Annotated in this window: 17 protein-coding genes, 1 tRNA gene and 2 pseudogenes; 10 read left to right on the top strand and 10 right to left on the bottom strand. The window is 73.7% G+C overall.

The features are described from left to right. Positions 1-937: pseudogene (locus ACWEQL_RS20880) on the bottom strand (RNA-guided endonuclease InsQ/TnpB family protein); the annotation flags it as partial. Between the two features lie 139 nt (positions 938-1,076). Here ACWEQL_RS20880 and ACWEQL_RS20885 point away from each other — a divergent pair. Then, positions 1,077-1,319, top strand: a pseudogene (locus ACWEQL_RS20885) (OsmC family protein); the annotation flags it as partial. Positions 1,320-1,432: 113 nt separating this feature from the next. Here ACWEQL_RS20885 and ACWEQL_RS20890 read toward each other — a convergent pair. Further along, positions 1,433-1,756, bottom strand: a complete 324-nt coding sequence (locus ACWEQL_RS20890; RefSeq protein ID WP_452151768.1) for a putative quinol monooxygenase — start codon at positions 1,754-1,756, stop codon at positions 1,433-1,435. Between the two features lie 109 nt (positions 1,757-1,865). Between ACWEQL_RS20890 and ACWEQL_RS20895 the strand changes: the two genes are divergently transcribed. From ACWEQL_RS20895 to ACWEQL_RS20910, 4 genes are all read left to right on the top strand, one after another. Beyond that, positions 1,866-2,213 carry an ArsR/SmtB family transcription factor gene (locus ACWEQL_RS20895; RefSeq protein WP_452151769.1) on the top strand — a complete coding sequence of 116 codons (348 nt, stop codon included), beginning with the start codon at positions 1,866-1,868 and terminating at the stop codon, positions 2,211-2,213. Positions 2,214-2,393: 180 nt separating this feature from the next. Continuing rightward, a complete protein-coding gene (locus ACWEQL_RS20900) occupies positions 2,394-3,251 on the top strand; it encodes an arginase family protein (protein ID WP_452151770.1) in 858 nt (285 codons plus the stop codon). 130 nt (positions 3,252-3,381) lie between these two features. Further along, positions 3,382-4,077, top strand: a complete 696-nt coding sequence (locus ACWEQL_RS20905) for an alpha/beta fold hydrolase (RefSeq protein WP_452151771.1) — start codon at positions 3,382-3,384, stop codon at positions 4,075-4,077. Positions 4,078-4,235: 158 nt separating this feature from the next. After that, on the top strand, positions 4,236-4,439 hold the full coding sequence (locus tag ACWEQL_RS20910) for a hypothetical protein (RefSeq protein ID WP_452151772.1): 204 nt from the start codon (positions 4,236-4,238) through the stop codon (positions 4,437-4,439). A gap of 349 nt (positions 4,440-4,788) precedes the next feature. Here ACWEQL_RS20910 and ACWEQL_RS20915 read toward each other — a convergent pair whose 3' ends face one another. From ACWEQL_RS20915 to ACWEQL_RS20925, 3 genes are all read right to left on the bottom strand, one after another. Further along, a complete protein-coding gene (locus ACWEQL_RS20915; RefSeq protein WP_452151773.1) occupies positions 4,789-5,103 on the bottom strand; it encodes a hypothetical protein in 315 nt (104 codons plus the stop codon). Positions 5,104-5,416: 313 nt separating this feature from the next. Beyond that, positions 5,417-6,076, bottom strand: a complete 660-nt coding sequence (locus ACWEQL_RS20920) for a response regulator (RefSeq protein ID WP_452151802.1) — start codon at positions 6,074-6,076, stop codon at positions 5,417-5,419. A 148-nt stretch (positions 6,077-6,224) separates the two neighbouring features. Then, positions 6,225-7,727 (bottom strand): sensor histidine kinase, encoded by a 1,503-nt coding sequence (locus tag ACWEQL_RS20925; RefSeq protein WP_452151774.1) that lies wholly within the window; start codon positions 7,725-7,727, stop codon positions 6,225-6,227. A 155-nt stretch (positions 7,728-7,882) separates the two neighbouring features. Here ACWEQL_RS20925 and ACWEQL_RS20930 point away from each other — a divergent pair, with 155 nt between their 5' ends. Beyond that, positions 7,883-8,443: a nitroreductase family protein gene (locus ACWEQL_RS20930; protein WP_452151775.1), complete on the top strand. Its 561-nt coding sequence runs from the start codon at positions 7,883-7,885 to the stop codon at positions 8,441-8,443. Positions 8,444-8,450: 7 nt separating this feature from the next. Here the strand turns inward: ACWEQL_RS20930 and ACWEQL_RS20935 are convergent, their stop codons facing one another. After that, on the bottom strand, positions 8,451-8,729 hold the full coding sequence (locus ACWEQL_RS20935) for a hypothetical protein (protein ID WP_452151776.1): 279 nt from the start codon (positions 8,727-8,729) through the stop codon (positions 8,451-8,453). 349 nt (positions 8,730-9,078) lie between these two features. Here ACWEQL_RS20935 and ACWEQL_RS20940 point away from each other — a divergent pair. Then, positions 9,079-9,155, top strand: a tRNA-Met gene (locus ACWEQL_RS20940). A gap of 142 nt (positions 9,156-9,297) precedes the next feature. On the opposite strand, the gene ACWEQL_RS20945 is transcribed toward ACWEQL_RS20940, so the two are convergent. The 3 genes from ACWEQL_RS20945 to ACWEQL_RS20955 all read right to left on the bottom strand — a co-directional run bounded on the left by ACWEQL_RS20945 (position 9,298) and on the right by ACWEQL_RS20955 (position 12,545). Next, entirely contained in the window at positions 9,298-10,413 is a 1,116-nt protein-coding gene (locus ACWEQL_RS20945; protein WP_452151777.1) for a porin PorA family protein, read from the bottom strand. Positions 10,414-10,710: 297 nt separating this feature from the next. After that, entirely contained in the window at positions 10,711-11,370 is a 660-nt protein-coding gene (locus tag ACWEQL_RS20950) for a response regulator (RefSeq protein ID WP_452151778.1), read from the bottom strand. Continuing rightward, positions 11,367-12,545 carry a sensor histidine kinase gene (locus ACWEQL_RS20955; RefSeq protein ID WP_452151779.1) on the bottom strand — a complete coding sequence of 393 codons (1,179 nt, stop codon included), beginning with the start codon at positions 12,543-12,545 and terminating at the stop codon, positions 11,367-11,369. Before ACWEQL_RS20955 ends, ACWEQL_RS20950 begins: the two co-directional genes overlap by 4 nt. Before the next feature lie 255 nt (positions 12,546-12,800). Between ACWEQL_RS20955 and ACWEQL_RS20960 the strand changes: the two genes are divergently transcribed. Next, the gene (locus ACWEQL_RS20960) at positions 12,801-13,712 is read left to right on the top strand and encodes an ABC transporter ATP-binding protein (protein ID WP_452151780.1); all 912 of its coding nucleotides are present in this window, start codon (positions 12,801-12,803) and stop codon (positions 13,710-13,712) included. Between the two features lie 65 nt (positions 13,713-13,777). Further along, positions 13,778-14,650 carry an ABC transporter permease subunit gene (locus ACWEQL_RS20965; RefSeq protein ID WP_452151781.1) on the top strand — a complete coding sequence of 291 codons (873 nt, stop codon included), beginning with the start codon at positions 13,778-13,780 and terminating at the stop codon, positions 14,648-14,650. Positions 14,651-14,768: 118 nt separating this feature from the next. Here the strand turns inward: ACWEQL_RS20965 and ACWEQL_RS20970 are convergent, their stop codons facing one another. Beyond that, positions 14,769-15,788 (bottom strand): LacI family DNA-binding transcriptional regulator, encoded by a 1,020-nt coding sequence (locus ACWEQL_RS20970; RefSeq protein WP_452151782.1) that lies wholly within the window; start codon positions 15,786-15,788, stop codon positions 14,769-14,771. A gap of 290 nt (positions 15,789-16,078) precedes the next feature. Between ACWEQL_RS20970 and ACWEQL_RS20975 the strand changes: the two genes are divergently transcribed. Further along, entirely contained in the window at positions 16,079-18,046 is a 1,968-nt protein-coding gene (locus ACWEQL_RS20975) for an RICIN domain-containing protein (protein ID WP_452151783.1), read from the top strand.

Genomic DNA, 18,046 nt, shown 5'->3' on the forward strand with positions numbered 1-18,046 from the left:
GGCCGCCGCGCCGTTGGGCAGGAACGTGCCCGGCCGGTCGGGGTCGGGCGTCGGTACGGGGGCCTTGACCATGTTGCGGATCTTGAGGTCTTCGTACGCGATGAAGTCATGCTCACGGACCAGTCCGAGCGCGGTCTTGTGGGCGTGGTCGAGGCGCTGGCGGCGGACCTTGCGGTGCAGGTCGCCGACGCGCTGAACGGCGCGTCGGTGGTTGCCGGTGCGCTTGTCCCGCCGCACACGGGGGAACCGGGACAGGGCCTGCTGCGCGACTTCGAGCTTCGCAGCGGCCTTCCGGCCGTGGCGGGGGGTTGGGCACGAACCCGCCGTTGGAGTTGGCGAGGAAGTGGGCTATGCCCATGTCGACACCGACCACGGACCCGGTCGCGGGCAGCGGCTCGGGCTGCGCCTGTTCGGCGGTGAGGATGACGTACCAGCGCTTGCCCTCGCGCTTGACGCTGACGGTCTTGACCTTGCCGACCACCGGGCAGTGCCGGTTGACCTTGACGTGCCCGACACCCTGGAACCGGACGCGGGTCACCGGGTCGTGCGGGGTGGCATCCCAGCGGCAGCCGTCGCCGTCCTTGGGGAAGTCCACCGTGTGGAACCAGTTCACCCCCCGAAACCGGGGGTAGCCGGGCGTCTCACCGGACTTGACCCGGCAAAAGAACGCCGCGAACGCCTTGTCCAGACGGCGAAGCGTCGCCTGCTGCGAGGAGAACGACCAACGGCCCTGACGCTCCGGGTCGAACGCCCGGATCTCCTTCAGCTGAGCGGACTGCGTCCCGTACTTGATGCTCGTCCTCGAGATGTGACGGTAGGCGTCGCGGCGCTCCTGCAATGCGCCGTTGTAGAGCGAGCAGTGGTCCTTGAGCATGTCGGACAACGCCTGCTGCTGGCCCACGGTGGGCCGCATGAGGAACTTGTACGCACGAATCATCCGGCCCACCCCCCCTCGGTCGATATGTTCAAGCTAGTACACGCCACTGCCAATGCAGTGACCTGCGCCGCTTCGCGGCTCCGGGCCAAGGATGCATTCCCTCCCCGGCTAAAGCCGGGGATACCCTGCAAGATCAGGGATGGCCCTCTCGCACGGGCTGACCGAGGCCGGCACGGCGCCGCAGTCGCTGGGGGCGCGGGCCGCGGTGACCTTCGAGCCGGGCACCGGGATCACCGGCATCGCTCTGACCGTGCGCGGTACGGTGCCGGGCCTGTCGGCGGAGGACTTCGCGGCGGCGGCCGAGGAGGCCGGGCGCACCTGCCCCGTCAGCCAGGCCCTCGCCGGCGTCCCGATCACCCTGGCCTCCGCCCGGCTCGACTGACCCTTCGGGCCGCCCCGCACTGCGGCCCGGCGGCGCGCACCGTGCCGATCGCCCGCCCCGCCGGCCCGTCCGGCGGGGCGGGGCCGACCGGGTGTGGGCCGTCCCGCCGACGGTCAGCTCTGGGCCGGGGCGGAGCGGTAGGGGCTGTGCATGGTGAGGTAGTGGATGTCGAGGTCGCTCTCCAGGTACTCCATGCGCCGCTCCCAGAAGGCCCGCATGTGGGGGAGCGCGAGGTGGGCGTCGAGGTCGGCCCGGGTGCGCCAGGCCTCGTAGAAGACGAAGACGCCCGGGGCGTCGCGGTCCTCGTGGAAGTGGTACTCCAGGCAGCCCTCCTCCCGGCGGGTCGGCTCGACGAACGAGAGCAGGAGCCGCTTCAACTCCTCGGCGCGTTCGGGCTTGGGGCGGGCGGTGCCGACGAGGGCGAACGGCTGGGTCATGCGGATTCCTCCCGTGAAGAGGTACGAGATTCCTCATACCTAATGGACGGGTTGGACGTTACCGAACCCATAGGTACGATGCAATCCGTACCTTGGGAGGTGGATGCGGATGCCCGACGCCGAAGGCCACCCGGACGTCCGGGAGATCGAGCTCGGTGCGGTGCTCTCCGCACTGGCGGACCCGCTGCGCCGGCGGGTGGTCCGCGAACTGGCGGCCGGCCCCGAGGGTGATGCGCGCACCTGTAGCTCCTTCGCGCTGCCGGTCTCCAAGGCGACCGTCACGTACCACTTCCGCACCCTGCGCGAGGCCGGGCTGATCCGCCAGGTCGACCGGGGCAACAGCCGGATGGCCGGCCTGCGCCGCGCCGACATCGAGCAGCGGTTCCCCGGCCTGCTGGACATCCTGGCGGCCGAGCCCGAGCCCGAGCCCGAGCCCGAGCCCGAGTCCGAGCGGTAGCGGTCCGCCGCGCCCGGCTCGCGGCGCCGGGTGGTCGGCCGGGCTTGGGTGCGCTCGAAACGGGGTGGACGACCCCATCGCCATGATGTGAACATATTCCCCATGGCGCATGATCATGCATCAATTCAGGACTGCGACCCCCCGGTACGGCCGACGGGTTTCTGCGCCCACACGGGGAACGTGCCACACACATCGCCAGGAACGCCCGCCCTCCCCGCCGCCCTCGTGATCCCCCAGTGGCAGGGCTCGGCCGCACGCGAGCCGCGACGGCTGGCCGAGGGCGCGCACCGACTGGGCGCGCTGCTCCCCGCGGCCCGGCGCACCGTCGTGGAGATCGCCCCCGGCCCCGGACACCACCGGGACGGCGTCCGCCACCTCGACGTGCTGACCCGCTCGCTGGAGGCGACCCGGGCCGCCCTCGCCCGCAGCGGCGATGACCCCCTGCTCGTACTGGGCGGCGACTGCGGCATCGAGCTCGCACCCGTCGCCCGCGCCGCTGCCCGCCACGGCGACGACCTGGCGGTCGTCTGGTTCGACGCCCACGCGGACCTCAACACCCCCGACACCTCACCTTCGGGAGGCTTCCACGGAATGGTGCTGCGCACCCTGCTCGGCCAAGGGCCGCCACCCCTGCTGCCAGGGCCGGACGAGCGCCTCTCCACCCGGCGGCTCGTGCTCGCGGGGGTGCGCGCCCTCGACCCGGCGGAGCTGGACCTCATCGAGTCCGAGGCGATCCGCACTCTCTCCGTCCAGGCCCTGCGGGAACCGGACCGGCTGCTCTCCGCGGTGGCCGCTACGGGGGCCGGCCACGTCTACATCCACCTGGACCTCGACGTGCTGGACCCCGCGCACTTCACCGCCCTGTCCTGCCCGGAACCCGGGGGCCTGCACCCCGACCACCTGCGCACCGCCCTGCACGCGCTGACCGCCCGCTTCCACCTGGCCGGCCTGGGCATCACGGAGCACGCCCCCGCCCCCGACCCGGCCGCCGGCGACCACGTCCTCCGCGGACTCCTCGACGGCCTGACCTTCCGGTAGTGCCGACCCGGCCGAAGTCGCCTGCTCCACAAGAGGGCTGACGGATCCTTCGGAGTGCCCCGTGCCGCGCCGCCCGGGGACGGCCCTACGCCTACCGTTGATCGAAGGACAGCCGACGCCGGAGGCAGCGATGAGGGTCGTGTTCGTGCACGGGGCGTGCGTACGGGACGGATCGTGGTGGTGGCACCGCACCGCCGAACTCCTCCAGGAACGAGGGGTGCCGAGCGTGGCCCCGGCGCTACCGAGCTGCGGCGAGACCGGCCCGCCCGCGGGCACCGACGGCCCGGGACTCCCCGAGGACGTCGCCGCGGTGCGCCGGGCGCTGCTGGACGGCGACGAACCCGCCGTCGTGGTCGCCCACAGCTACGGCGGCATCGTCACCGCGGAGGCCGCCGCGGGCGTCGGATCGGTACGTCACCTGCTCCTGGTCTCCAGTTACCTGCCCGAGGTCGGGCAGAGCCTGTCGGAGTTCGGCCACGCAGGCCCCGCCCCGTTCCTCGACGTCGACCCCGACGCCGGCACCTTCGGGGTCCGCCCCGAACTGCTCGCGGACACCTTCCTCCAGGACTGCGACCCCGAGACCCGGGCGCGGGCGGCGGACCACCTCGCCCGGCAGAGCCTACGGGTGACCGGGCAGCCGGTCGGCGCGGCCGCATGGCAGCAGATCCCCTCGACGTACCTCGTCTGCGCCCGCGACCGCGGCACCCCGCCTCGCCTGCAACGCGAGTTCGCCAGCCGGGCCGGCCACGTCGTCGAACTCGACACCGGCCACCACCCGTTCCTGTCCCGCCCCGCCGAGGTCCGGGACCTCCTGCTGACCCTGTGACGGCAGCGGCAGGACCGCTCCCGCGATCGCGGCCAGAACCGGGGGAACGAACCGATGACGGACCGCATGACGTACGCCGCCGAACCCGCCTCGCCGCGCGAGCCGCGCACCGAGATCACGGCTGTCGAGACGGCCGTCGCGAAGGGAGCCGAGCAGCCGTGGGCCTCGCAGCCCCCGACAGCTCCCACCACCCCGCCGCCCCCGGCAATACCGACGAGGCGGAGGCCCAGGAGCTGACCGACGCCCTCACCGACCTCCTCCTCGCCGAGAGCGGCTTCGACGCCGACCGGCGGAGCACGCCGTTCGGCGACCCGGTGGAGGGCCTCATCGACGCCCTCCACCGCTACGCCCACCCGGACTGAACCCCGCCCGGCGTCGGCCTGGCTTCGTCCGGCGGCCGGCCGCAGGTCCGCCCGCTACTCCAGGACCTGCGGGCCTCGGCGTCAACCCTGACGATCGTCCAGGTCGCACCCTGCCTTTCGGGTCGGGTCCCGGCACACCTCCCGCTCATACCGTCCCGAGCATGACGAGAGCGGGCATGACGAGAGCGGGCAGGACGAGAGGGGTCGGTCACGGCCCGGCGACGGGTGTGCGGGTGGCCTTGGCGGTGGCGCTGCTGGGTGCGGGTGCGGGCGTGGCCGGATGGCTGGCGCCGGCGGGGGAGGGGGCGGACGGGACGGTTCGGGTGGTCACCGGTGCGTCGGCCGCCGGCTACCGGCGGGTGGCCGGTGCCGTCGCGGACGGGCCGCAGGCCCTGGCCGGACTGTCGGGGCCGGCCACCGAGGCCGGGCTGCTGGTGCTGGGCCTGCTGCTGGCGTTCCGCTGGTGGACGGCACGCGGTGGCCGGGCGGCCGCCGCGGTCGCGGGCACCGCGCTCACCGGCCTCGGCACGCTGCTCGCGTACGGGGCGAGCGAGGTGCTGAAGGTGGTGATCGACGAGGAGCGGCCCTGCCGCGCCCTGTCCGGTCTGCCGTCCACCGCCCTCGCCGGCTGCCCGCCGCCCGGTGACTGGTCGTTCCCCAGCAACCACGCGACCCTGGCCGCCGCACTGGCCACCGGCCTGGTGCTGCTGCGTCCGCGGTGGGCGTGGCTGGTCGTCCCGGTCGGGCTGGCGACGGCCGGGCTGCGCGTGGCCGCCGGTGTGCACTACCCGCACGACGTGGCGGCCGGGGCGGTGCTCGGCGGCACGGTCACGGCGGCGGTGGTCGTCGCGCTGCTGCCGTCCGCGACGGTGGCGGTCGGCACGCTGGGCGGCGTCCGGCTGCTCGGCCCGCTGCTGCTGACGCCGGCCCCGGTCGTCGGCCCGGCCCCCGCCGTCGGCCAGGCCCCTGTCCCCGGCTCAGCCGCGGGTGTCGGCGGTCAGTCCGGCTTCGTGGGCGAGTACGGCGGCGGCCGCCCGGTTGGCCACCCCCAGCCGCGCCAGGACGGAGCTGACGTGGGCCTTCACCGTCCCCTCCACCACACCGATCCGGCGGGCGATCTGCCCGTTGGACAGCCCGACCGCGACCAGCGCCAGCACGTCCCGTTCCCGGGCGGTCAGCGTGGCGATCCGTTCCCGGGCGGCGGCACGCCGGTCGGCCGGACCGCTCACCCCGGTGGCGGCGAGGTGGGCCACCACCCGGGCGGCCACCTTGGGTGAGAGGTAGGCGGCGCCGTCCGCCACCGCCCGGACGCCGGCGATCAGTTCCTCCGGTTCGCCGGACTTGATCAGGAACCCGTTGGCACCGCCGCCGAGCGCCCGCAGGATGTAGTCGTCCTCGCCGAAGGTCGTCAGGATGACGATCCCGGTGACGGCCCCGGACGGGGTGGTGGCGGCCGTCCGGCGGATCTCGGCGGCGGCGGTGATGCCGTCCGCGCCGGGCATCCGGATGTCCAGCACGGCGACGTCCGGGCGGTGGCGCCGGACCAGTTCGACCGCCTCATGGCCGTCCCCGGTCTCGGCGACGATCTCGATGCCCGGATCGGTCGCCAGAACGGCCCGCACGCCCGCGCGCACCATCGGCTCGTCGTCCGCGATCACCACCCGGATCGGCGCGCCGTCCCCGGTCCGCCCCACCGGCTCCACCGGCCCCACCGGCTCCACCAGCTGTGCCGACGGCACCGGCTCCACCGGCCGCGTCGGCCCCGCTGCGCCGCTCAACGGGCGCTCACTCGACCAGGGCGTCCAGGGAGATCAGCACGTCCCCCCGGAAGCAGAGCCGGTACGCGTCCCCGGACCGGTCGTCGTTGAACGCCGATGCCGTCATCGCGTAGTACTCGCACGTCACTCCCTCTCCCCGGGGCGGTGGGTCGCCCACGGAGGGATGGTACGGAATCTGACGCTCGGGCAGGACCGCGCGCACCGTCGCCCGGTCCTGCCCGACCCGCAGCGACGCGTAGTCGGCCGGATCGAGCACGGCGCGGCCGGCCGTGTAGACGGTCCACCCGCGCAGCACCGTGACCAGTGCCAGCGCGGTGACCAGCGGCACCAGGACGACCGCCACCACCATCCGGCCCACCCGGCGGCGGGCGTGGCGCAGTTCCCGGTCCGGCGAGACGGCCACCGGCCCGGGCCCGGGGGAGGGGGAACTGGAGGCCGGGGCGGCGGAGCGCGGGAGGCGGGCGGACACCTCGAAGCCCCCGTCCCCGGCACGGGGCCCATGGCCGAAGGTGCCGCCCGCCAGGCGGACCCGCTCGGCCAGACCGATCAGACCGCGGCCGCCGTTGCCCGGCCCAGCCACCCTGGCAGCCCTGGCAGCCCTGGCAGCCCCAGCTGCCCCGGCCGCCACCGGGGCGCCCACCGGGCCGCCCGCCGGCCCACCCGGCGTCGCGTCGTTGGTCACCCGGACGTGGGCACCGTCCGCCGTGTACGTCACCCGAACGGTGACCGGCGCGCCCGGAGCGTGCTTGGCGGCGTTGGTCAGCCCCTCCTGGACCACCCGGTACGCGGCGTGCTCGGCCGGGCGCGGCATACCGTCCGCCTCCCCGGTGAGCGTCAGCCGCACGTCCAGGCCGGCCGCGGCCGCCTCCTGCACCAGCTGCGGGACACCGGCGTCGGCGGGGCCGGGGGCGGTGCGCTCGTCGGTCTCGTCGCGCAGGACGCCGATCACCTCGCCCAGACGCTCGACCGCGGCCGCCGCGCCCGCCCGGATCTCCTGGGCCGCCTCCCGGTGTGCCGGGGCCAGGTCGGGCGCCAGCTTCAGCGCGCCGGCGCGCAGGGCGATCAGGCTCAGGTCGTGGCCGAGGGCGTCGTGCATGTCCTGCGCGATCCGCGCCCGTTCGCGCAGCCGGGCCTGCTCGGCCACCAGCCGCTGTTCGCGCTCGGCCCGTTCCGCCCGCTCCCATCCGGCCCGTACCAACTCCTGCGACTGCCGCCAGAACCGGCCCATCATCCAGGGCCCCATCCCGGCGCAGACCAGCAGGGACACGAACGACGTCCCCCGTACCGTCCACGCCGGTACCGCCACCACCGCCAGGACACCGGCGGCGACCAGCACCCCCAGCGTCATCACCGCCGGCCGGGCCCGCTCCATCCGCACGCCGGCCAGGAACGACGCCGCGATCGCGCCCACCACCCACCAGATCGTCACCGAACCCAGCCCGACCGCCACCGCCGCCGACGCCAGCAGCCCCCGGTCCACCCATCGCTCACTCGCCCTGCTCGTCCACACCCCCCTGACCCTACGGACCACGCGGCGTCCGCGGATCTGCCGAAAGTCATGCCCCGGGCCCCGCCCGTGCTCACCGGGCCCCGGGGCGTAGGCGGGCTCCCATCGGGCCGCCTCCCGCCGGAATACGTGCGCGCGGTGTTCGGTTGAGGCGGATCGTGAACCATGAACCGGAACGGCCCAGCGGCATCCACCCCCTGCTGGCGGGACGGTTCAGCCCCCTGGCGTTCGACCCGTCGGCCGCCGTCGACGACCACACCCTGGGCCTGCTGCTGGAAGCGGCCCGATGGGCGCCCTCCGCCGGCAACTCCCAGCCCTGGGGCTTCTTCACGACCCGGCCCGGTGAACCGGAGCACGAGAGCGTCGTGCCCCACCTCGCCCCCAGCTCGGCCCGCTGGGCGACCGACGCGGGCCTGCTCGTCGTCACGCTGACGCGCCGCCACGTCGACGACACCCTGATGACATACTCGGAGTTCGCCGACTACGACCTGGGCCAGGCCGTCGCCCACCTGACCGTCCAGGCCCAGGCCCTGGGACTCGCCGCCCGCCAGTTCCGGGCCTTCGACCTGGACGGCCTCACCCGGGAACTGCGCCCGGGCCCGGGATGGGCGATCGTCTCCATGATCGCGCTCGGAAGGGCCGCCGCGGAACCGGCCGGCCACCGCACCCGCCGCAGCGTCTCCGACCTGCGCACCGCCCCCTGGTCACCACCGGAGTGACCACCCCTCACAGTGCGATCAACACGCCGGTTGTCCACCGTGCTCGGCCCGATGGCGCTGGAACGAGGCCGGCCTCGCCGGCCGTGAGGTCCGTGGCGAGAAGGACGTGGAGGCCCTGGTCGCAGTACCCGTACGCCGAGAACAGGTGCCCCAGCGGTGTCATGGTGCCGGCGCTCAGCCCGGTCTTCTCGGCGAGTTCACCGCGGGCGAGGGCGAGTGGGTCCGCATCCGGCTTCTCCTCCCAAGAGCCTTGCGGGAACTCCCGGTAGCGACCTTCGACCCGCATACCGGTACTGCTCGACGAGATGGAAACCGCCGTCGGCGTACGGGACGACGAGCGCGAAGTCCGGCTTCTCCACCAAGCCGTAGACGCCCTCGACACCGTCGTGCCGCACGGTCCTGTCCTCGCGCACGGTCAACCAGCGGTTCGTGTGGACGACGGTGCTGCCGGTCGCCACCAGCACGTGTTCGGGCCGTGCCGGGTGGGATGCCTCCAGGCGCATGGTGCCGACGCCAGCCGGTCACCGTGCGGGCCGATCCCGCCGACGGGACCACGCCCGGAATCGCGAGCACCGGGTAGGAGGGAAACGAATTCGCTTCGTACGGGTGTCGTGCCGTAGAGTCGGGTTCACCGACGCGGGGTGGAGCAGCTCGGTAGCTCGCTGGGCTCATAACCCAGAGGTCGCAGGTTCAAATCCTGTCCCCGCTACCAACAGGCCGGGCCCGGTGCGCAGAAGCGCACCGGGCCCGTGCCGTCCCTGCCGCCGTGCTCGTTCGGAGCCCGCATCGCATGCGTCCCGGCGGCGCTGCGCCCGTCCCGTCGGTGGAGCCCGGTTCGGCGCGCGGCCGTTACGTCACGTCGCCCCCGGCCCGGCCGGCGTACTCGGACCACCCGGCGCGCCAGGTGCGCCCGGAGCACCCGGCGCGGCCGGTCCGGTCGGCGCACCGCCGCGGGTGTCCCGGCGCCGGACGAGGAGGGAGACGGCCAGCAGGATCGCGCCGACCACGCCCAGCACGACGGGCAGGATGGTGTCGAGGGCCGAGATCACGTCCCGGCCGTCATCGGCGTCGTCCGCGGCGGCCTTCACCGATTCGGCCGTCTGCCGGTACGACACGTCGGAGACCGGCAGCAGCGGGACGAAGGCGCCGTCGCCCGGGTCGACGACCCCGGCCGTGCGCTGCTGGGCGCGCTGGGTGTCGACCACGATGCCGGTCTCCGGCTCGATCCAGAACGTGTCGGCGCTCTGCAGCGTGTAGGTCAGCGGCACCGGGTCGGGCAGCGTCGGCAGCAGTACGGCCAGCTTCCGCTGCGTCTCCGCCGGGATGGCCCCGGCCCCGGCGACCAGCGCCAGGGTGCTCTTCGGGACGGCCGGTGGGAGTCCGGCGAGCACCTGGGCGTCGGTGATCCGGGTGGGGGGCAGGCTCGCCTCGTACACGTAGGTGCTGACGCCGGACCTGTTCTCGGTGCGCGTGTACGTCAGCGGGGTCGTGGTCCCGGTCTCCGGCCGCCATCCGGTGTACGTCTGCTTCTTCGCGCCGATCGGCCAGCTCACCGTCAGGCCCTGGGCGTCGACGACCGACCAGTCCGACGGGTGGTCGGTGACCGGTTCGAGGGTCTTGCGGTCCACGGCGTACTGCCAGGTGGTCTTCTCCACCGGGCGGCCCGCGGCGTTCGTCGTGCGGCTGTCGCTGACCAGGGCGGCGCCGTCCGAGGTGTCCAGCACCTTGACGGTCCGCTCGACGGTCAGCGGGACGTCCCGCTTGACGGCGGAGAGCAGGTTGCCCTTCGCCACCTCCTCGGCGTCGAGGAGGGTCTTGAAGGTGCCGGTGTAGGAGCGCGTGACGTCGGCGTCGTCGGGCAGCCGGGCCACGTAGGTGGGCGTGATGAAGAACGCGAGCACGAACGCGCAGGCGATCAGGACCAGGCCGACCACCACGCCGACGCCGCGGAGCACCGTGTTCGTCCGCATGATCCGCTCTCCCGTCGAAGTCGATCCGTGCCGCTCCCGTCCGGCCCAGTGTCGGCGCACCCGGCCACCCCCGCCACAGCGGAGGCCGTCCGGGTGATGTGCGGCGGGACGCGTGCCGGAGGGCGGCACACCGTCACCCGCACAGGACGCGGCGGCTCGAAGGAGTGGCGGTACCGGCGGCTCCCGGAGCCGTTCGGACCGGCGTCACCGCGACGACGGCCCGGGCGGATCCACGACAGCACGGCATCCCCGGCCGAACGGCCGGTGACCGGGCACCACGGCCGGAGACGCGGCCGCTCACGGCCGGGACGGCGACACCAGTCCCGTCTCGTAGGCGATGATGACGAGCTGGACCCTGTCGCGCGCCCCGAGCTTGGAGCGCAGGCTGGCGACGTGGGCCTTGGCCGTGCCGGGGGTGATGTGGAGCCGGGCCGCGAGTTCGCCGTTGGACATGCCACGGCCGACGAGGGTGAGGACCTCGCGTTCCCTCGCGGTGATGGCGGCCGGTCCGGCGAGGGGAGGGGCGGGTTCGGGGCGGCCGGCGAACTCCCCGATGAGGCGGCGGGTGACGCTCGGCGTGATGAGGGCGTCGCCGGCGGCGACCACCCGGATGGCCGTGAGGATGTCCTCCAGGGCCATGTCCTTGACGAGGAATCCGCTCGCACCGGCGCGCAGGGCTCCGTAGACGTTGGTGTCGTCGTCGAAGGTGGTGAGGATGACGACACGGGTCGCCGGGAGCTCGGCCGTGATCATCTGGGTGGCCTCGATGCCGTCCATGGCGGGCATGCGGATGTCCATGACGAACACGTCGGGGCGAAGGTCCCTGCCCAGGCGGACCGCTTGGGTCCCGTTCCCGGCCTCCCCGACGACGTCGATGTCCGCGGCGCCGTCGATGACCATGCGCAGCCCGGCGCGGACCAGTGGCTGGTCGTCGGCGAGTACGACGCGGATCGTCATCGCGCGTCGGCCCCTTCGGCGGGCAGGGGCAGGCACGCGATGACGTGGAAGCCGCCTTCCGGTCGCGGCCCGGCGGTGAACCGGCCGTCGAGGAGGGCGACCCGCTCGCGCATGCCCCGGATCCCGTAGCCGGGTCCGTCGGCCGGGGTCGAGGTGGGCCGTCCGTGGTCCAGGACGGTGATGCGCAGTTCCTCGGGCCGGTAGTCGATGGACACGTCGCAGTGATGGGTGCCCGCGTGCCGCACCACGTTGGTCACCGACTCCTGGATGATCCGGAAGGCGGAGCGGTCCACGGCGGCCGGCAGCCCGCGTTGTTTCCCGTAGCGCCGGACCCTCACCTCGACCCCGGCGTGCGCCGTCGTCGCGACCAGCCGGTCGATGTCCGAGAGGCCGACGAACGGCGACGGTGAGGGGCCCTCGTCGTCCGGCCGCTCCGGGTCCGTCCGGCGGAGCAGGTCGAGCATGCCGCGCAGTCCTCTCAGGGTCTCGCGGCTGGTGGTCTCGATGGAGGCCAACGCGGCGCGTGCCTGCTGCGGCTCGTCGTCGATGACGCGGTGGCCCGCGCCGGCCTGGATGGCGATGACGCCGATACCGTGCGCGACCATGTCGTGCAACTCCCTTGCGATGCGCAGCCGTTCGGCCGTGACCGCCTGGACGGCGGCCTGCGCGCGCAGCGCCTTGCCGTACTCGCGGCGCTGGCGGACGGCCGTGCCGGCCAGTGAGGAGGACAGGACGGCCAGTGCGACGAACGCCGTCAGCCCGAGGAAGCCGGGGGCGAGCACGCGGCTCCAGCCGCCGTCCCGGAAGAGGTCCACCTGCAGGACCGTCTCCAGGACGGCGAGGGTGGCGGCCGTCGCGGCGGTGCGGGCCCTTCGCGCGGGCGTGGCCGCGACGAGTCCGGCCAGGAGGGCCGCCGCCAGGAGGAGGGGCCAGGTCTGCGCGATCCGTAGCGCCAGTGCCGCGGCCGCGGCCACCTCGGTCAGGATCGCCGCCAGCACGGGGCCCGGTCGGCGCCGTGCCCACCGCAGGGGTAACGCCATCGCGACCGTCGCGGCCGCCAGGGGTGCGCCTTGCGAGTCGCCGCCACCGACCGCCACCGTGCCGCCTGCCATCGTGTCGCCTGCCACCGTGCCGCCCGCCATCGTGGCGTACAGCAGCAGGGCCGTCGCGGCCACGGCGCACCAGGCGAGCGCGCTCCGTGCGCCCCGCGGAATCCGTTGCACCGGCGGAAGCGGCGGTGGCGGTGGCTGTGGCCGCGACAGCGTCGAGGGGGGCTGGTGGGGCGTGGTCCCGGGCATCCGTCGATCGTAGGCAGCGTTCCGTCCGCCGGCATCAGACTGCGGGTGTATACCCAAAGGACAGTGCCGCACCGCCGATTCATGCCGACGGGCCGATGCCGGGCCGGCCCGGACCGCCGCACTATTGGCCGGGTGATCGAAGTCAACGGATTGACCAAGCGCTACGGCGACGTCCTCGCCGTCAACGACCTCACCTTCACGGTGCGACCCGGACAGGTCACCGGGTTCCTCGGCCCGAACGGCGCCGGCAAGAGCACCACTTTGCGCATGATCCTCGGCCTGAACCGGCCCACCGCCGGGACCGCCACCATCGACGGGCGCCCGTTCACCCGGCACCGCGCCGGACTGCACCACGCCGGCGCACTGCTCGACGCGGGCGACGTTCACCCCGGCCGCAGCGCCGCGGCGCACCTCGCCGCGCTCGCCCGCAGCAACGGGCTGCCGCGCCGACGGGTGCGGGAGGTGCTGGAGGAGGTCGGGCTGGCCGGTGCGGCACGCCGTCGGGCCGGCGGGTTCTCCCTCGGCATGCGGCAGCGGCTCGGTATCGCGACCGCCCTCCTGGGCGATCCGCCGGTGCTGTTGTTCGACGAGCCCGTCAACGGCCTGGACTCGGAGGGCGTCCGGTGGGTGCGCGGCATGTTCCGGAGGCTGGCCGCCGAAGGACGTACGGTCCTCGTCTCCAGCCATCTGATGAGCGAGATGGAGAACACGGCCGACTGCCTCGTCGTCATCGGCCGTGGCGAGCTGATCGCCCAGGAGACCGTCACCGAGTTCGCGATGCGCGGCACCCGTGCCCGCGTCACCGTACGCACCCCCGAACCGGCCCGGCTCACGGCCGCACTGACCGCTGAGGGTGCCGTCGTCCGGTCCGGCGGGCGGGAGTCCCTCACGGTCACCGGGCTGCCCGCCGCCCGCATCGGCGAGCTCGCCCTCCGCCACCGCATCCTGCTGCACGAGCTCGCGCCCGGCTCCGCGTCACTGGAGGACGCCTTCATGGAACTCACCGCCGGCCACGCCGACTACCTGGCGGGTGAGCGCCGATGACCCCGCCGACCGCACCCTCGCCGGCCACACCGCCGACGGGCACACCCTCGCCGGCCACACCGCCGATGGCCGCACCCTCGCCGGCCACACCGCCGATGGCCGCACCCTCGCCGTCGGCCGTGACCGCCGGGGCCGGGGTGGAACCCCGCGCCCGGTTCCGCGACCTCCTCGCCGCCGAGTGGATCAAGTTGTGGTCCCTGCCCTCCACCCGCTGGCTGCTGGGGCTCGGCGTGCTCGTCCTGATCGGGCTCGCCACGCAGAGCAGCCTCGACACCTACCGGAACTGGCCGGAGTTCGGACCGCAGCAGCGGGCGCACTACGACCCGATGAGCGAGGCGCTCAGCGGCGCCGGCGTATCCCTGCTCATGATCGGTGCGGGCAGTGTGGGAGCCCTGGCGATCGTCGGCGAGTACGCCAGCGGCCTGATCCGTACGACCCTGACCGCCGTACCGAGGCGCCACCCCGTGGTGGCCGCCAAGGTGGCCGTTCTCGCGGTGGTGATGCTCGCCGTCGGGACGGTCGTATCGCTCGGAACGTTCGGGGTGAGCCAGGCCGTCCTGTCCGGCCGCGGCATCGGCCTCGCCGTGGACGACCCCGGCGTCGCACGGGTGCTGCTGGCGAACGCACTGCTGGCGCCGGTGTCGGCGCTGGTCGGCCTGGGCATCGGGGCCCTGCTGCGGCACACCGCGGGCGCCGTCGTCACGGCCTGCGCGGTCCTGGTTGTCCTACCGGGCTTCTTCAAACCGAGCGTCCACCAGTGGGCGAACGAGGTGTACAACCTGTTCCCCTTCTACGACTGGCGCAGCTGCCTCTCGATGCTGAGTCCCCGGGAGAACGCGGCCCTGCCGACGGTCGCGGACTCGTGGCTGGCGTTCGCCCTGTGGCCGCTGGTCGCCGTGATCGTCACCGTGGTGGTCGTCCGCCGGCGGGACGTGTGACCGCGGCACCACGGCCGGGTCGACCGGGAGGTTCGTCGAACGAGGGGCGACGGCTGTCGGGGTGAGCCGGCCGATCCCGCCCCGGGGTGCCCCGACCGCCGTCGCGCGGCCGGGGCGGTCACACGGAGGGTGCGGGGCCCGTCGATCCGCGGGTGATCAGCTCGGTGGCGAGTTCGACGTGCAGGGTCTCGACGGCGTGGCCCTCCATCAGGCGCATCAGCAGGCTGACGGCCATGCGGCCGAGCTCCCCGAGGGGCTGGCGGACGGTGGTGAGCATGGGGACGGTGCTGCTGCTGAGGTAGACGTCGTCGAAGCCCGCGATCGACAGGTCCTCGGGCACCCGCAGGCCGCGCTCGTAGGCCGCGCGCAGGGCGCCGACGGCGGTCTTGTCGTTGAAGGCCACCAGCGCGGTGGGTCGTCGGGGCAGGTCGAGGAGTTCGGCCGCGGCGCTGTGGCCCCAGTCGGAGGTCGGTTCGATGCTGCGGTACAGCTCGGGGGAGGGCAGCAGGCCGACCTCGGCGAGGGCGGAGGCGTGCCCGGCGGTGCGGGCCCGGCTGGCGAGCCAGTCCCCGGGGCCGCCGATCATGCCGATGCGCCGGTGCCCCAGGGCGACCAGGTGGGCGGTGACGCTGCGGGCGCCGGAGAAGTGCGCGGCGGAGACGGCGGCGGTGTCGCGCGGCAGGGGGGTGCGGGGGTCGATCACCACGAAGGGGAAGTCCCGGCGGCGCAGGGCCTGGAGCTCGCGGGCCGGCTCGGGCGGGAGGATCAGGATCGCCCCGCCCAGGTGGGCGCGGTCCGGGAGCCCGGCGAGCACCTCCTCCTCGCGTACGGCGTCGCCGGCGTCGAGGATCACCTGCCGGCCGTGCAGCGCCAGGGTCTCGGCGACCGCGGAGACGATGATCCCGAAGTAGTCGGTCAGCAGGTAGGGGCAGCGCACGAGCACATCGCGCCCCGGCCGTCCGGAGCGGGGCCGGGCCCGGGGGGCGCCGAGGCGTGCCATCGCCGACTCGACCGCCTCGCGGGTTTCCGCGGCCACGCTCGCCTGGCCGTTGATCACCCGCGACACGGTCGCGATGGAGACGCCGGCCGCGGTGGCGATGTCCCGCACCGTCGCCTTCGATGACCTCGGCCTACCCATATGTTTCACCCTTTTGTTTCAGGCCCGACTGGCTGCCGTCAGGTCAAAGTCCGCCCAATTATGAAGCTTCAAGACTTGACACTACGTCAACCCGGGCCGTTTCCTATGACCCACCGGGAGAATCAAACCGATTTGTTACATCTTGTTTCACCCGGGCGCCCGTCCCGGCCCCACCGCCCCCACGCGGAGGGACGTGACGCCGCGGCCCGCGGCATCACGCCGGCCGTCCGCCGGACGGTCACCGCCCGGGGCCGGCGCCCCATCCCCCACACCCCGTCAGGAGCCCCACCATGCACGGAGCGCATCGATCCCGCGCCACCCGTACCCCCCGCAGCACCCGTACCCCCCGTGCCGCCCGCAGCACCCGTACCCCCCGCAACCGGCTCGCCGCGGCCGCGGCCGCGCTCGTCCTGGCCGGTACCGGACTGGCCACGGTCGGCACCACCGCACAGGCCGCCGACACCACCGCCCAGGTCTGGATCACCACCGCGGACGGCTCCAGCAGGCTCGCCCGCGTCGGCGACGTCGCGTTCTCCTCCGCCGGTCCGCAGGGCACCGACATCGCGGTCAACGCCGGCGACGTCCAGCAGCCCCTGGTCGGCTTCGGCGCCTCCCTCACCGAATCCGCCGCCCATCTGATCGCCGGCCTGCCCTCGGGCACCCGGACCACCCTGATGAACGAACTCTTCAACCCCGGCAGCGGCATCGGCCTGGACTACCTGCGCCAGCCGCTCGGCGCCTCCGACTTCGTCGCCCAGCAGCCCTTCTATTCGTACGAGGACGTCAAGGGCTCCTTCAGCATCGCCCGCGACCAGCGGGAGATCCTGCCCACGATCAACCAGGCCCGCGCGATCAACCCCGGCATCCGCATCATGGGCACCCCGTGGTCCGCGCCCGCCTGGATGAAGGACGGCAACTCGCTGAGCGGCGGCAGCCTCAAGCCCCAGAACTACGGCGACTACGCCGACTACCTGGTCAGGGCGATCCAGGCCTACGGCAGCGCGGGCGCCCCGATCACCGACCTCACCGTCGCCAACGAGCCGGAATTCCAGACGAGTTACCCGTCGATGGGGATGACCGCCGAGCAGCAGGCCGACTTCATCAGGGTCCTCGACGCCAGGCTCACCGCCGCGGGCCTGCCCACCAACGTCTTCGCCTACGACCACAACTGGGACCACCCGAACTTCCCGCTCACCGTGCTCTCCCGGGCCGGCGACGTCGCCCGCCTCAAGGGCGCGGCCTTCCACTGCTACGGCGGCGCCCCCGAGAACGAGCAGCAGGTCGCGAACACCGGCAAGGCCGTCATGTTCACCGAGTGCTCCGGCACCGACTCGGCGAACAGGGCCAACACCTTCGCCGACACCCTCAAGTGGCAGACCGAGAACCTGGTCATCCGCAACCTGCGCTCCGGAGGGCGCAGCGTCGTCCTGTGGAACATGGCGCTCGACAACAACGGCGGCCCGCAGTACGGCCATTGCGGCACCGCCTGCAACGGTGTCGTCGAGATCGCGAACGGCGGCTACACCAAGAACGCCGAGTACTACGTGCTCGGCCACATCGCCAAGTTCGCCCAGCCGGGCGCGCACCGGATCGGCTCCACCGGCCAGGGCGGCGGCGGGCTGCAGAACGTCGCGTTCCTCAACCCCGACGGCTCGCGCGGCGACGTCGTGCTGAACGCCACCCCCTCCGCCCAGCGCTTCTCCATCAGCGAGAACGGCCGCTCCCTGACCTACGACCTGCCGGCCGGCGCCGTCGCCACCTTCACCTGGCCCGGCACCCCCACCGGCACCCCCAGCCCGACGTCCGGCCCGACCACCGGCGGCCCGGTCGACACCGCCGCCTGGTACACCCTCGCCAACACCAACTCCGGCAAGTGCGTGGACGACGCCGGCACCACCAACGGCAGCGCCGTCCAGCAGTGGAGCTGCGGCACCGGCACCAACCAGCAGTGGCGGTTCACCGCCACCGACAGCGGCTACTACCGCATCCTGAACCGCAGGACGGCCGGCCAGGCCCTCGACGTCACCGACGTGTCCACCGCCAACGGCGCGAAGATCCAGACCTGGCAGTGGAGCGGCGGCACCAACCAGCAGTTCAAGCCCGTCCGGCAGGCCGACGGCACGTACACCCTGGTCAACCGGAACAGCGGCAAGTGCCTGGACGTGACGGACGTGTCCACCGCCGACGGCGCCCGCCTCCAGCAGTGGGACTGCACCGGCGGCCCCGCCCAGACCTTCCGCCTCACCACGATCGGCTGA

Source organism: Kitasatospora sp. NPDC004240, assembly GCF_053603215.1.

Coding starts and splice junctions, on each gene's coding strand:
- ACWEQL_RS20965 (WP_452151781.1), top strand. CDS start 13,778: ATGGCCGCACCCTCGCCGGCCACACCGCCGATGGCCGCACCCTCGCCG.
- ACWEQL_RS20945 (WP_452151777.1), bottom strand. CDS start 10,413: ATGCGGACGAACACGGTGCTCCGCGGCGTCGGCGTGGTGGTCGGCCTG.
- ACWEQL_RS20970 (WP_452151782.1), bottom strand. CDS start 15,788: ATGGGTAGGCCGAGGTCATCGAAGGCGACGGTGCGGGACATCGCCACC.
- ACWEQL_RS20950 (WP_452151778.1), bottom strand. CDS start 11,370: ATGACGATCCGCGTCGTACTCGCCGACGACCAGCCACTGGTCCGCGCC.
- ACWEQL_RS20920 (WP_452151802.1), bottom strand. CDS start 6,076: ATGGTGCGCGCGGGCGTGCGGGCCGTTCTGGCGACCGATCCGGGCATC.
- ACWEQL_RS20905 (WP_452151771.1), top strand. CDS start 3,382: ATGAGGGTCGTGTTCGTGCACGGGGCGTGCGTACGGGACGGATCGTGG.
- ACWEQL_RS20890 (WP_452151768.1), bottom strand. CDS start 1,756: ATGACCCAGCCGTTCGCCCTCGTCGGCACCGCCCGCCCCAAGCCCGAA.
- ACWEQL_RS20895 (WP_452151769.1), top strand. CDS start 1,866: ATGCCCGACGCCGAAGGCCACCCGGACGTCCGGGAGATCGAGCTCGGT.
- ACWEQL_RS20935 (WP_452151776.1), bottom strand. CDS start 8,729: ATGCGGGTCGAAGGTCGCTACCGGGAGTTCCCGCAAGGCTCTTGGGAG.
- ACWEQL_RS20975 (WP_452151783.1), top strand. CDS start 16,079: ATGCACGGAGCGCATCGATCCCGCGCCACCCGTACCCCCCGCAGCACC.